The sequence below is a fragment of the Uliginosibacterium sp. TH139 genome, from assembly GCF_002855595.1.
GTDB classification, from domain to species: domain Bacteria; phylum Pseudomonadota; class Gammaproteobacteria; order Burkholderiales; family Rhodocyclaceae; genus Uliginosibacterium; species Uliginosibacterium aquaticum.
This window is the reverse complement of the sequence record NZ_PKRR01000002.1, coordinates 258078-271371: the sequence shown is the minus strand read 5'-3', so window position 1 is coordinate 271371 and position 13294 is coordinate 258078. Positions and strand designations below refer to the sequence as shown.

General features: G+C 61.6%; 14 protein-coding genes. 5 read left to right on the top strand and 9 right to left on the bottom strand.

Annotation, left to right across the window (positions count from 1 at the left end; genetic code table 11):
• Nucleotides 1-2: 2 nt before the first annotated feature.
• From C0V76_RS04895 to C0V76_RS04875, 5 genes are all read right to left on the bottom strand, one after another.
• Nucleotides 3-824, bottom strand: coding sequence for a type IV pili methyl-accepting chemotaxis transducer N-terminal domain-containing protein (locus C0V76_RS04895; protein WP_158239146.1), 822 nt, complete (start codon nt 822-824; stop codon nt 3-5).
• A gap of 67 nt (nt 825-891) precedes the next feature.
• Nucleotides 892-1203 (bottom strand): nitrite reductase small subunit NirD, encoded by a 312-nt coding sequence (nirD, locus tag C0V76_RS04890; protein WP_101941255.1) that lies wholly within the window; start codon nt 1201-1203, stop codon nt 892-894.
• A 210-nt stretch (nt 1204-1413) separates the two neighbouring features.
• Nucleotides 1414-3864, bottom strand: coding sequence for a nitrite reductase large subunit NirB (nirB, locus tag C0V76_RS04885; RefSeq protein ID WP_101941254.1), 2451 nt, complete (start codon nt 3862-3864; stop codon nt 1414-1416).
• 302 nt (nt 3865-4166) lie between these two features.
• On the bottom strand, nt 4167-5867 hold the full coding sequence (locus C0V76_RS04880) for a bifunctional protein-serine/threonine kinase/phosphatase (protein ID WP_101941253.1): 1701 nt from the start codon (nt 5865-5867) through the stop codon (nt 4167-4169).
• A gap of 90 nt (nt 5868-5957) precedes the next feature.
• Nucleotides 5958-7166 (bottom strand): NarK/NasA family nitrate transporter, encoded by a 1209-nt coding sequence (locus C0V76_RS04875; protein ID WP_101941252.1) that lies wholly within the window; start codon nt 7164-7166, stop codon nt 5958-5960.
• Between C0V76_RS04875 and C0V76_RS04870 the strand changes: the two genes are divergently transcribed.
• A complete protein-coding gene (locus C0V76_RS04870; RefSeq protein ID WP_101941251.1) occupies nt 7165-7383 on the top strand; it encodes a hypothetical protein in 219 nt (72 codons plus the stop codon). The two genes, C0V76_RS04875 and C0V76_RS04870, sit on opposite strands and share 2 nt — an antisense overlap.
• Before the next feature lie 133 nt (nt 7384-7516).
• On the opposite strand, the gene C0V76_RS04865 is transcribed toward C0V76_RS04870, so the two are convergent.
• From C0V76_RS04865 to C0V76_RS04850, 4 genes are all read right to left on the bottom strand, one after another.
• Complete coding sequence (locus tag C0V76_RS04865; RefSeq protein ID WP_101941250.1) at nt 7517-8308, bottom strand: ABC transporter ATP-binding protein; 792 nt, start codon at nt 8306-8308, stop codon at nt 7517-7519.
• 11 nt (nt 8309-8319) lie between these two features.
• Entirely contained in the window at nt 8320-9252 is a 933-nt protein-coding gene (gene ntrB, locus C0V76_RS04860) for a nitrate ABC transporter permease (RefSeq protein ID WP_101941249.1), read from the bottom strand.
• 66 nt (nt 9253-9318) lie between these two features.
• The gene (locus C0V76_RS04855; protein WP_101941248.1) at nt 9319-10578 is read right to left on the bottom strand and encodes a CmpA/NrtA family ABC transporter substrate-binding protein; all 1260 of its coding nucleotides are present in this window, start codon (nt 10576-10578) and stop codon (nt 9319-9321) included.
• Between the two features lie 389 nt (nt 10579-10967).
• On the bottom strand, nt 10968-11546 hold the full coding sequence (locus C0V76_RS04850) for an ANTAR domain-containing response regulator (RefSeq protein WP_101941247.1): 579 nt from the start codon (nt 11544-11546) through the stop codon (nt 10968-10970).
• 220 nt (nt 11547-11766) lie between these two features.
• Between C0V76_RS04850 and rpsF the strand changes: the two genes are divergently transcribed.
• Genes rpsF through rplI form a run of 4 tightly spaced genes read left to right on the top strand, consistent with a single transcriptional unit; the run spans nt 11767 to nt 13207 of the window.
• Entirely contained in the window at nt 11767-12153 is a 387-nt protein-coding gene (gene rpsF, locus C0V76_RS04845) for a 30S ribosomal protein S6 (RefSeq protein WP_101941246.1), read from the top strand.
• A 5-nt stretch (nt 12154-12158) separates the two neighbouring features.
• Complete coding sequence (gene priB / locus C0V76_RS04840; RefSeq protein ID WP_254048191.1) at nt 12159-12467, top strand: primosomal replication protein N; 309 nt, start codon at nt 12159-12161, stop codon at nt 12465-12467.
• Nucleotides 12468-12469: 2 nt separating this feature from the next.
• On the top strand, nt 12470-12742 hold the full coding sequence (rpsR, locus tag C0V76_RS04835; protein ID WP_101941244.1) for a 30S ribosomal protein S18: 273 nt from the start codon (nt 12470-12472) through the stop codon (nt 12740-12742).
• 15 nt (nt 12743-12757) lie between these two features.
• Nucleotides 12758-13207 carry a 50S ribosomal protein L9 gene (gene rplI, locus C0V76_RS04830; RefSeq protein ID WP_101941243.1) on the top strand — a complete coding sequence of 150 codons (450 nt, stop codon included), beginning with the start codon at nt 12758-12760 and terminating at the stop codon, nt 13205-13207.
• Nucleotides 13208-13294 lie beyond the last annotated feature (87 nt).

Here is a 13294-nt window from a genome sequence, read left to right as displayed (position 1 = left end):
GTTCAGCTCAGGGTTGCGTAGAGGCCGGTCAGCTTGTCCATGACCTGGAGGATGTTCTCCGAGCTCACGGCCACGTTGTTTTCAAGATAGGCCTGCTCGTGCTGCTTGGCATTGCCGCGCAGGGCGTCGTCGAAGAACATCCACTGGGTTTCGGCGAGCTTGATCCAGGATTCGGTGTCCTTGGTGTTCTCCGGTGCCATCTTGAGGGTCTGCATAGCGGCCACGAATTCCTTGCGTGCCGCGTCGAGGCCCTTGCTCACTTCGGGCGTGTTCACGCCGGTCACGCTGAAGAAGTAGAACTTGGACATGCGCTGGGACAGCATGCGCTGGCGTCCGGCGATGTTCACCAGCTTGCCGAGCGAGCCGCCGTGCAAGGCTTCAAGCTGCAGCGTGCCCTGGTTGGCCAGCGCCAGCACCTGCTCGTTGAGTGCGGCGACGCTCTTGAGGCCGTCATTGCTGGCCGGGGTGCCGACCACGCGCCGGTAGTCCAGCCAGCGGGTGGCCAATTGCTCGTAGGTCTGGATCAGTTCCGGCGCATTTTTCCTGGCGGCGAACTCGCGCAGGGTCTGCAGCTGCTTGTCGAACAAGGCCATCGAATCGGCCAGCAGACCGCGTGCATCGGCTTCGCGCACGCCGCGCAGTTGCTGGGCATAGAGCTTGGCCATGCGTTGCGACAGCATGCGCTGGCGACCGGCTTGGTTGATGGCCTCCAGCATGCCGATCTCTGCGGGCTTCTGGGGGGCAGCCAGCGCACGGGCTGCCAGGGGAAGGGCGCCAAGTGCGAAGAGCACACGACGCCTGGTGGGGTTGAGGCTGCTGTTCATGTTGTTTTCCTCTATCTCTGTGCAGGGGCTTTGGGCGCAATCCGCTTCGCTTGTTGCGCCCGACCAATCAAACCGACAGCCACACTTCGCCGGCTTCGAGCTTGGCGGCGAAGGACTTGGTGCAGCCCACATCGGGTGCCTGGGCTTCGCCGCTGTCGAGGTTGATCTTCCAGCTGTGGAGCGGGCAGGTGACCTGCTTGCCGTGCACGATGCCTTGCGAGAGCGGACCTTGTTTGTGCGGGCACTTGTCATGCACGGCGAAGACCTCGTCTTCCGAGGTGCGGAAGATGGCGATGTCACCGTGCTTGGCAGTCTTTACGACGCGCGAGCCGAGTTGCGGGATGTCGGTGAGGGCGCAGATTTTTTTCCAGTCGGACATGGTTGTTCTCTCGGGAGTAGTGAGTCAGGCGTCGTGAGTTGGGGCAGGGTTTTTCTACGCCCTGCGCGCAGCTCACGAATGTGTCTCTTCGTCGTCAAAACCGAAATCGGTTTCCCATTCGCTCATGATGTTTCTCCTGTCAGATGTGCAGGGAACTCCTTAGGGCCGACTTCAGTCGGCGATGTGCGGCTGAAGCCGCACCTACAGAGTTCAGGCCGTGAAGTCTTCGTAAGCCGCGCGCAGCGTGCCCTTGTTGGCCAGAGTGCTGCGTTCGAGCCACGGGTCGGTGTAGTCCTGCAGCGCGTAGAGCAGGCGCTCGTAGAGTTCGCGGCGCAGTGCGGCGTTCTCGACGATCTTGCCCTTCACGTACTCCAGGCCGACGCGCTGCACGTAGTGCACCGTGCGCTCCAGGTAGAAACCTTCTTCGCGGTAGAGCTGGAGGAAGGCGCCGGAGTACTCCATGACCTCCTCGTCGGTCTTCACCTTGCAGAAGAACTCGGCGACTTCAGTCTTGATGCCGCCGTTGCCGGCTACATACAGCTCGTAGCCGGAATCCACACCGATCACGCCGACGTCCTTGATACCGGCCTCGGCGCAGTTGCGCGGGCAGCCGGAGACAGCGAGCTTGACCTTGTGCGGGCTCCACATGCCGAAGAGCATCTTCTCGAGCTTCACACCCATGTCCATCGAGCGCTGGGTGCCGAAGCGGCAGTGCTCGGCGCCCACACAGGTCTTCACCGTGCGGATGCTCTTGCCATAGGCGTGGCCGGAGACCATGCCGGCTTTCGACAGATCCGCCCAGATCTTGGGCAGGTCGTCCTTCTTCACGCCGAGCAGATCGATGCGCTGGCCGCCGGTGACCTTCACCGTGGGTACGGCGTACTTGTCCGCTGCATCGGCGATGGCGCGCAGCTCGTCGGGCGTGGTGAGGCCGCCGAGCATGCGTGGCACCACCGAGTAGGTGCCATCCTTCTGGATGTTGGCGTGGGCGCGCTCGTTGATGAAGCGGCTTTGCGCGTCATCCTTGGCCTCGTGCGGCCAGGTGGAAATCAGGTAGTAGTTCAGTGCCGGACGACAGGAGGCGCAGCCATTGGGCGTCTTCCAGGCCAGCGCGTGCATCACGGCCGGGATGCTGGTCAGGTGCTGATCGCGGATGGCCTTGCGTACTTCGCCATGCGAGTGATCGGTACAGCCGCACACCGGCTTGCTGGTTGAGTCCGCCGGGGTGTAGGCGCCGCCCACGGTGGAGGCGATGATCTGCTCCACGAGCCCGGTACAGGAGCCGCAGGAGCTGGAGGCCTTGGTGTGCTTCCTTACATCATCGAGCGTGAACAGGCCCTGTTCCTTGATGGCCTTGACGATGGTGCCCTTGCACACGCCGTTGCAGCCGCAGATCTCGGCGGTGTCGGGCAGGCTGGCGGCCTGGTTCTGGCCCTTGTGCCCCGCGTCGCCGAGGTGGCTCTTGCCGAACAGCAGGTGATCGCGGATGTCGGCGATGTTCTGGCCGTCCTTGAGCATCTGGAAGTACCAGGAGCCGTCAGCGGTGTCGCCATAGGCCACGGCGCCGACGATCTTGTCGTCCTTCACCACCACGCGTTTGTAAACGCCCGCCGCCGGGTCGGAGAGCACGATGTCCTCAGTGCCTTCGCCGCCGGAGAAGTCGCCGGCCGAGAACACGTCGATGCCGGTGACCTTGAGCTTGGTGGAGGTGACCGAACCCTGATAGCGGCCGATGCCGAACTGGGCAATGTGGTTGGCGGCGACCTTGGCCTGCTCGAACAGCGGCGCGACCAGACCGTAGGCGATGCCACGGTGGTTGGCGCACTCGCCCACGGCATACACGCGCGGATCGTAGGTTTGCATCGTGTCATTGACCACGATGCCGCGGTTGCAGTGAATGCCGGCCGATTCGGCCAGCGCGGTGTTGGGGCGGATACCGGTAGCCATCACCACCAGATCGGCCGGCAGGGTTTCGCCGCTCTTGAGCTTGAGTGCGCAGACGCGGCCACTTTCGCCCTGCACCAGTTCGGCGGTGTGGGCACCGAGGCGGAACTGCATGCCGCGGGCCTCGAGCTCCTTCTGCATCATGTTGGCCGCGGTCTTGTCGAGTTGGCGTTCCATGATCCACTCGCCGATGTGCACCACGGTGACGCTCATGCCGCGCAGGATCAGGCCGTTAGCGGCTTCCAGGCCGAGCAGGCCGGCGCCGATCACCACTGCGTGCTTGTACTGGGCGGCGGCATCGATCATCGCGTCGGTATCGGCGATGTCGCGGTAGGCGATCACGCCCGGCAGATCCTTGCCCGGCACCGGGAGGATGAAGGGATTCGAGCCGGTGGCCAGCAGCAGGCGATCGTATTCGGCTTCTGTCCCGTCCTCAGCGAAAACCTTGCGTGCCTTGCGATCGATCTTGATGATCTTCTTGCCGGTCTGCAGGGTAATGCCGTTGTCTTTGTACCAGTTCCAGTCGTTGAGAATGATGTCCTGGATGGTCATCTCGCCGGCGAGCACCGGCGACAGCATGATGCGGTTGTAATTGGGATGAGGTTCGGCGCCGAAGACGGTGATGTCGTACATGTCCGGAGCGATCTTGCGCAGCTCCTCGAGCGTGCGCACACCGGCCATGCCATTGCCAACCATGACGAGCTTGAGCTTTTCCATGCGGTTCCCTCTGTTGAAAGCTGAGGACGTCTTGACATACGTCCTGTTCATAAATCTTCAGCTACACCAGAGATCGCCCTTGACCCTGTCCGGACAGCTTCGTTGCTGGCCGGTTGCGTACGGCAGGATTGCCCAGCCGTACTTGGTGCTCGATATTGATCCAAATCAAAGCACGCGTTGTGCCAGACTTTTTAACTCATTGAAATTCAAGGGTTTGGTTGTTTTTATAGTGTTTTTATCAGGCCTTCGATGCACTCGCGGAGGGCGAGGATGCACGTTCTTGAAGCATGGCGCCGCACTCTTTATTTGCTCAGGAACAGGAGCAGCAGGAGCAGGTTGGCGATCAGCGACAGGGCGCACACGAGCTTCAGCAGCGCGTGCGGGTCGCGCTCCAGCAGCGGGCGCTGGCGTGGCACGGCGAGCGGGCGATGGGCGCCGCGCTGAAGGGCCAGCAGGAATTCTTCGGCGGTTTCGAAGCGGCGCTCCGGTTCGCGTGCCACGGCTTTCAGCAACACCGATTCGAGCCATTCCGGCAGGTCCGGCCGGTAACGTGTGGGCGGCACCGGGTCGCCAAAGCGCGGATGCTGGAAGGGTTCGATCTCGCCGTACGGATACTTGCGGGTGGCGAGTTCGTAGAGCGTGACGCCAACGGCGTACAGATCGCTGGATTCGTTGGCGCGCGGGCGCTCGGCACCTTGCTGGAAGAGCTCCGGCGCCATGTAGGAAGGGGTGCCGGGATTGTTGATCTCGCCGAAGCGTTCGCCTTCGTGCTGGCCATCGGCGGCTGCCACGCCCAGATCAAGGATGCGCAGGCGCCCATCGGCACCCAGGTGCAGATTGTCCGGCTTGATATCGCGATGCACGATGGCCAGCCGATGCAGAGTGGCCAGCCCCTTGAGCAGGCGCTCTCCTGTCTCGGTTACTTCGGACGCATTGAAGCGGTGGCCGCGGGCGAGGCGCTGTTTGAGGCTCTCCCCTTCGTGCCAGCTCATCAGGTAGTACAGGTGGCTGCGCGAGGGCCACGGGATCACCTGCGGGAAGGCTGCATCGGTGACCCGGCGGGCAATCCACTCCTCGTGGGCGAGTGCGGCGGCATCCTCCAGGTCGGCGCTGGCATGCAGGGTCTTGAGCACGGCGATACCGCCGGCGGGCATGCGCACACGGTAGAGCAGGGTGATGCGCGAGTCGTGCAGCACATCAAGCACCTCCAGCCCGTCCAGGCTTTGCCCCGGTTTGAGGCGCGGCGGCAGCGGCAACTCGCGCAGGCGGGCCAGCGAATCGCGCAGGGTGTCGCGCGGCAATTCGCTGACACGAATCACCAGGGCCGTGCAGTTGTCCTGCGCACCACTGTCGACCGCCCCGTCGGCCAGTGCGAAAGCGGCTTCCTGAGCGTCCGGATGGCTTTCGATGAGGCTCTGGATGCGTGCATCGCGCAGCGTGCCCCACACCCCGTCGCTCAGCAGAATGAAGCAGTCGCCCTCATTCAGCTCGCCTTCGCCGAAGTCGATGGAAAGATGCTTGTCGAGGCCAACCGCGCGGGACAGCACGGTCTTCAGCTCCGGGTGCTCCCACACGTGATCCTGGGTCAGGCGGCGCAATTGCCCTTCCCGCAGCAGATAGATACGCGAGTCGCCTACATGCGCCGTGATCCAGCGCCGGCCTCGTAGAACCACCGCCGAGAGCGTGGTGGCCATGCCAGCCGTTTCGCTGCGACGGGCTGACTGTGATACCAGCCAGCGGTTAGCCGCGCCGATCACCTTGTCCAGCGCCTGAGGCACGGCCCAGGTATCCGGCGTGGCGTAGTAATCGCTGAGCAGGCTGCGGACGGTGAACTCGGCGGCTTCGCGCCCGTTAGCGTGGCCGCCCACGCCGTCCGCGACCACTCCGAGCAGGCCTTTGTTGTCGAGCTCGGCCCCTTCTGGCGTGACGGCGCCGACGAAATCCTCGTTGCGGGCGCGCGGGCCAGTCAGCGAGGCGTGACCGAGGGTGACGGTAAGAGGCATGGGGGAGTGGGAAGTGGCGGTGGGAGGTGGAAGTGTGGGGAAACGTGACTTTATCCCACGCCCGACTTCACACTCCCCACTATCAGGTTTCTAGATCTTTGCCGCCACCGCTGCGCCCCAGGTGGTGCGCCAGCGGGTCTTTACGCCGGTGAGGCCCAGCAATGCAGCCACCGCGAGACCGATGAAGATCAAGAGCCCCATCTGGTAGCTGCCGGTGTGCTGCTTGGCGTAGCCGAGGCTGGAGGCGAGGTAGAAACCGCCGATGCCGCCGGCCATGCCCACGAGCCCGGTCATGACGCCGATGTCCTTGCGGAAGCGTTGCGGCAGGAGCTGGAATACCGCGCCGTTGCCCATGCCCAGTGCGAGCATGGCAATCGAGATCACGCCAGCGGCGAGCCAGACGTTGCTGATGCCGGCGCTCACGATGGCAAGGAAGATCGCGGCCACGATATAGACGCCGGTGAGCATCTTGATGCCGCCGATGCGGTCGGCAAAATTGCCGCCCATGGCACGCGATACGCTGCCGGCAAACACACAGGCCGCGGCGAAGTAGCCAGCGGTCTTGGGGTCCAGGCCGTATTCGCCGTTGAAGAAGATGACCAATGAACTGGCCAGTCCCGAGAAGCCGCCAAAGGTCACCGAGTAGAAGAACATGAACCACCAGGCGTCGCGATCAGTCAGTACTTTGGCATAGTCGGCGAGGCGCTTGGGCGGTGGGCTGTTGGGGGCATCCTTGGCGATTGCGCAGTAGATGACGAAGACGATGCCGAGCGGGATCAGGACGAGGCCGAAGACATTGTTCCAGCCTACGGCCATGGCCAGGCCCGGGGCGAACAGGGCGGCCAGCACGGTGCCGGAGTTGCCGGCACCGGCGATGCCCATGGCGGTGCCCTGATGCTCCGGCGGATACCAGCGCGAGGCCAGCGGCAGGGCTACGGCAAACGATGCGCCGGCCACGCCGAGGAAGATAGCCAGCACCAGGATCTGGGTGTAGCTATGGATGCCGAAATACCAGGCACAGCACAGTGCGCCGAGAATGATCAACTGGCCGATCAGGCCGGCCTTCTTGGGCTGGATCTGGTCGACCAGTACGCCCATCACCAGGCGTAGTAGCGCACCGGCGAGCAGGGGTGTGGCGACCATGAGGCCTTTCTGGGCGGCGCTCAGTTGCAGATCCACGGCGATCTGTACGGCCAGCGGGCCGAGCAGCACCCAGACCATGAAGGCGAGGTCGAAATACAGGAAGGCGGCGAGCAGGGTCGGCGTATGGCCGGCCTTGAGAAAGGATTGCTTGTCCATGGATCTGCTTCTCTCTGTGGGTTGGCTTGAAATTCAGCTACCAGAGATCGCCGTTGATCCTGTACTGCGCGACGTCTTTGTCGTGCAATTGCACGCCCCGGCTTTTTACGGGGCTTGGTGCTTGGTGGATGGTTTTAAGCAGGTCCCGGGCCATTTTTCACAAGAGACTGATTTGATTGGATTTGATTGGCCGTCTGGGGCGCTGAAAAGGCCTTGAATGCCTGGGGGTGCCCCGTTTGTGGGCGAGCGCTGCCCTGTCTTGAGGCTCGAGCGGGCGTTCGAGGGGCTGAACAACAAAACGCCCGCCGGCTTGCAGGCCGGCGGGCGCTCAAACAACTGCTGGAGGAGGGTCAGGCGGCTTTCCGGACTTGCTTCTGGTACAGGAACTCGATGATCGCTGCCCGGCAGCGGGTGTACTCCGCGTCGTTGGCGAGCGTCAGGCGATTGCGTGGTTTGGCCAGATTCACTTCGAGGATCTCGCCGATGGTGGCGGCCGGGCCGTTGGTGAGCATCACCACTCGGTCGGACAGCAGCACAGCCTCATCCACGTCGTGGGTCACCATTACCACGGTGGCGCCGGTTTTCTGCATTACACCGATCAGCTCGTCCTGCAGGGCGGCACGGGTCAGCGCATCGAGTGCACCGAAGGGCTCGTCCATCAGCAGGATCTTGGGTTCCATGGCGAAGGCGCGGGCAATGCCGATGCGCTGCTTCATGCCGCCGGAGATCTCGCCGGGGTGTTTGTCTGCTGCATGCGCCATGTGCACCATTTCGATGGCGGCCATGGTGCGGGCCTTGAGTTTGGCTTTGCCCTCCTTCTGGCCGAAGACGCGTTCCACGCCGAGATAGACGTTCTCAAAACACGTCAGCCAGGGCAGCAGCGAGTGATTCTGGAAGACCACCGCGCGTTCCGGGCCCGGCCCGGCGATTTCGCGCCCGCCGCAGATGAGTGCCCCGTCGGTGGGCAGGGTCAGGCCGGCGATCAGGTTCAGCAGTGTGGATTTGCCGCAGCCCGAGTGCCCGATCAGCGAGACGACCTCGCCTTCGTTGATCTGCAGGTTGATGTCACGCAGGGCGACGAAAGAGCCTTTCTTGGTTTCGAAGCTCATGCCGACGTTTTCAATCTGTACCAGTGATTTCATGACGGTTCTCCTCAGCTGTTGCTGTCGTAGCTGAATTTCTTGGCGATCTGGATCAGCAACTGTTCAAGTAGCAGACCGACCAGACCGATCACGAAGATGGCGATGATGATGTGCTCGACCTTCAGGTTGTTCCATTCGTCCCACACCCAGAAGCCGATGCCAACGCCGCCGGTGAGCATTTCAGCGGCTACGATGACCAGCCAGGCCGTACCGATCGAGAGGCGGATGCCGGTCAGCATATAGGGCAGAACAGAAGGGAAGAGAATCTTGGTGATGACCTTCCATTCAGAGAGGTTCAGGACCCGGGCCACGTTGAGATAGTCCTGCGGTACGCGCTGTACGCCTTGAGCGGTGTTGAGGATCATCGGCCAGATGGAACAGATGAAGATGGTCCAGGTGGCGGCCGGGTCGGCCTTCTTGAACACCAGCAGGCCGATTGGCAACCAGGCCAATGGGGACACCGGGCGCAGCAGCGAGATGATCGGATCCAGCGCGGCGCTGAGGAACTTGAAGCGGCCGATCATGAAGCCCAGCGGGATGCCGACGGCGGCGGCAAAGCCAAACCCGATTGCAACGCGCTTGAGCGAGGACAGGATGTTCCAGCCGATGCCCTGGTCATTCGGGCCATTGCTGTAAAAGGGATCGGAGAACAGGGTGACGGCGGCATGCCAGACGACTTCCGGTGTCGGTATGCCTTTATTCTTCATCGAGACGATGGCCCAGATGCCGACCAGCAAGGCGAAGCCCAGGATCGGAGGGAGGAGGGCGCGCAAGGCTCGGCCGATCGGCTCGGCGTAGTTTTTAGGCGCCGGCTTGCTCGCGGCGATGGTGGCGGGGGCTGCACTGGTCATGTGATTCTCTGTCGTCCTGGCGGGGCTTGTGGGCTCGGCTGCGGGCGCCGGGTTGCTGCTGTTGGCGGTAAGGCTCAGGCTGGCTGCACTCATGATCGTTACTCCTGATCGGGCGGGGCTGGGGCCCCGCCCGTTGACTGGATTCAGAATGCCCGGTTGTCAGGCCTTGATCTTGAAACTCTCGGCATACTTCTTTGGATCCTTGCCGTCCCACACCACGCCGTCGATGAGTTTCGAGCTGCGCATGTCGGACTTCGGGATCGGCGCTTTGACGATGGCAGCGGCCTGCTTGTAGAGCTCGATCTGGTTGATTTTCTTGGCCACGCCCAGGTAATCCACTTCGCCCTTGAGCAAGCCCCAGCGCTTGTGCTGGGTGAGGAACCACATGCCATCGGAGAGGTAGGGGAAGTTCACCGTGCCGTCGTTGTAGAACTTCATGTAGTTCTTCTCCGACCAGGTCTTGCCGAGGCCGTTTTCATACTGGCCGATCATGCGGCTACGGATTACGTCGGTGTCTGTGTTGACGTAAGCCTTGGCTGAGATGGTTTCGGCAGTCTTGCTGCGGTTGGCAGCACTGGTGTCGATCCACATCGAGGCTTCGAGAATCGCGCAGATCATGGCACGGGCCGTGTTTGGGTATTTCTGCACGAATTCGGCCGTGGTGCCGAGGATCTTCTCTGGGTGATCAGTCCAGATGTCTTGTGTCGTGGTAGCGGTAAAGCCGATCTTGTCGATGATGGCGCGCTGGTTCCAGGGTTCGCCCACGCAAAAGCCATCCATGTTGCCCACGCGCATGTTGGCCACCATTTGCGGAGGAGGCACAACGATGGTCTTCACGTCCTTCATAGGATTGATGCCGTTGGCAGCCAGCCAGTAGTAGAGCCACATGGCATGGGTACCGGTCGGGAAGGTCTGGGCGAAGGTGTATTCCTTGTCCTTCTTGGCAATCAGCTTGGCCAGTGAAGGTCCGTCGATAGCGCCTTTGTCGCGCATTTCGTTCGAGAGCGAGATGGCCTGACCATTGTTGTTAAGGGTCATCAGGTTGGCCATGTCTTTCTTCGGGCCGCCGATGCCCAGATGCACACCGTAGATCAGGCCGTAGAGGACGTGCGCTGCGTGCAGTTCGCCGTTGACCAGCTTGTCGCGCACGCCAGCCCAAGAGGCTTCCTTGGTCGGATTGATCTTGATGCCGTATTTCTTGTCGAAGCCCATCACGCTTGCCATTACTACCGAGGAGCAGTCGGTCAGCGGAATGAAGCCGATATTGACTTCAGTGAGCTCTGGCTTGTCGCTGCCTGCTGCCCACGCGCTGGTGGCGGGAAGCAGGCCGCTGGCGGCCACGGCGGCGGCGCTGCTCACGGCAGCACCTTGCTTGAGGAAGCTGCGTCGGCTGAGGTTGGCATCGTATTTCTCCGTCATGATTCTCTCTCCGGGGTAATTGGAAGGGCACCAAAAGAAAAACGGCGCCACAGCTCCTTGCTGCCGACTTGGCAGAAGGGCTGGACGCCGTTGTCCATGCAAGCCATCTTTGGCTCGACTTCAATGGAGAGTTAGCATGGGGCGTGCCAGATTCCTGAAATCCTTGCGCTACAAGGCCTCGATGTTTATGGAGCGCTTCTTGATAGTGGTCTGGCAGGAAAAATGACGCACTGTGAATGTGCCGGAATGGCGCTCAGGCACCAGTTTGATCCGAATCAAAAAACCATTTTTATGAAATGGTTTGTGCGAAGTGCTTGTGCTACGGCTTTTTCCTGGTGCAGGGCGGCCCCGTCTTGCCTGTCGTGGGGCAGGGACGGCAGGGCGTGGGGTCAGCCGAGCAGCAGGTCTGCTGCCGAGATGATCTGCTCTGCCACTTCGCCGATCTTGCGGCCGCGCTCCATCGCCAGCTTCCTCAGGGCGTGATAGGCCTCGTCTTCGCTCATGTTGCGGGATTTCATGAGGATGCCCTTGGCGCGATCGACCAGGGTGCGTTCGGAGAGCTTGCGCTGGGCTTCATCGCGCTCCTGGCGCAAGGCCAGGTATTCCTCGAAACGCAGGGTGGCAACCTTGAGCAGGCTTTGCAGGCGCTCGGGGGCTAGGCCATCCACTACATAGGAAGAGACGCCGGCACGCATGGCCTGGCGAATGACGTCGTCCGCATCGTCTTCGGCAAACATCAGCACCGGGCGTGGCATCTTGCGGTCCAGCACGGCGAGGTTCTCCAGCGTGTCACGGCTGGGAGATTCGGTATTGATCAGTACTACGTCGGGCTGCAGCTGCTGCACCCGGTCGTGGAGTTCGATTGCATCAGGCAGTACCGCAGCGACCATATGGCCGGCGCGGGTCAGACCCTCGCAGATCTCCAGGGCGCGTTCCTGAATTTCGTCGATGACGAGTATCTTGAGCATGTTGGGGCAGGGCTGTTTTCAGTGTTATGAGCGAAGTATTACGCAAGAACGGTTGCGTATGGAAAGCCGCTTGAGGCCTCCTTTCAGTATGGTCTTTGGGCGTTGTGGGCGAAATGACCGGTTCGCTTGCTCTGGGCGCCTTTTTGCACTAGTATTGCGGGTTCCCTTGCTCCACCGGTACGCATGCCGGGGAGCTGTTTTCAACCCGTAAGGAGTCCGCATGCGACACTACGAAATTGTTTTCATCGTCCATCCGGATCAGAGCGAGCAGGTGCCCGCAATGATCGAGCGCTACAAGTCCGTCGTGGCTTCGCGCAATGGACAGATCCATCGTCTGGAAGACTGGGGCCGCCGTCAGCTGGCTTACCCGATCCAGAAGATCCACAAGGCTCACTATGTTCTGATGAACATCGAAGTGGATCAGCCGACCCTCGACGAAATTGAGCACGCGTTCAAGTTCAACGACGCCGTGCTGCGTCACCTCACCATCAAGATGAAGAAGGCTGTTACGACTCCTTCGCCGATGATGAAGGAAGAGAAGTCCCGTTCGCTGACCCCGGCTGCCGCTGAAGAAGCCAAGCCCGAGGCTGCCCAACCGGAAGCCTGAGCGGAGTGAGTGGAGAGAACACGGTTCGTATCTCCGGAGTCCTGGTCGCAAAAGAAGCTATGCGATGGACGCCTGCCCGGGTGCCGGTGCTGGAATTACGCATCGAACATCAGAGCCGGCAGATGGAAGCCGGTGCGGAACGTGAAGTCTCCTGCGAACTCAGTCTCAGGGCTGTCGGCCCCGCAGCACAGCAGATCGAAGTGGTAGCACCGGGTAGCAGACTCGCCATTGAAGGCTTTCTCGCTGCCAAGAGCGCCCGAAACCGGGCTCCGGTACTGCACATCAGAACATTTGAATTGTTGGAAGGAAATTAATCATGGCATTCAGGCCCAAGAAGGACGAAAAGAAGGGTGGCAATCGCGGCGGTGGCTTGTTCAAGCGTCGCAAGTTCTGCCGTTTCTCCGCTGAAAAGATTGAAGAGATCGATTACAAGGACACCGAAATCCTGAAGGATTTCGTGACCGAGCACGGCAAGATCATGCCGGCACGCATCACCGGCACCAAGTCCGGCTACCAGCGTCAGCTGTCGACCGCGATCAAGCGCGCCCGTTTCCTGGCGCTGCTGCCTTACACCGACCTGCACCAGTAACCCGGGGGACTCACGATGCAAATCATTCTGCTTGAAAAAGTCGTCAACCTCGGCAACCTGGGCGATGTCGTCAACGTGAAGGAAGGTTACGCTCGTAACTTCCTGATCCCGAGCGGCCGTGCCAAGCGCGCGACTACTGCCAGCCTGGCTGAGTTCGAAGCTCGCCGTGCCGAACTGGAAAAGATTGCCGCTGAAAAGCTGGCAGGTGCTCAAGCCGCCGCCGCCAAGGTGGAAGGCGTGACCGTTCAGATCGTCCGCAAGGCCGGTGTGGATGGTCGTCTGTTCGGTTCCGTCAGCACTGGCGATATCGCTGAAGCGCTGGTGGCACTGGGTCACCCGGTCGAGAAGGCTGGCGTTCGCCTGCCGAACGGCGCCATCAAGCTCGTGGGCGACCACGCGATTGAAGTGGCTCTGCACACCGACGTGGTGGTTCCGGTTACGGTTTCCGTGCTGGGCGAACACTGATATTGGCGTCCGTCAGGGCGCGGTATCAAAGAAAAGGGCCGCGAAATCGCGGCCCTTTTTGTTTGTGGTGATCCGAATTGTTTAGGG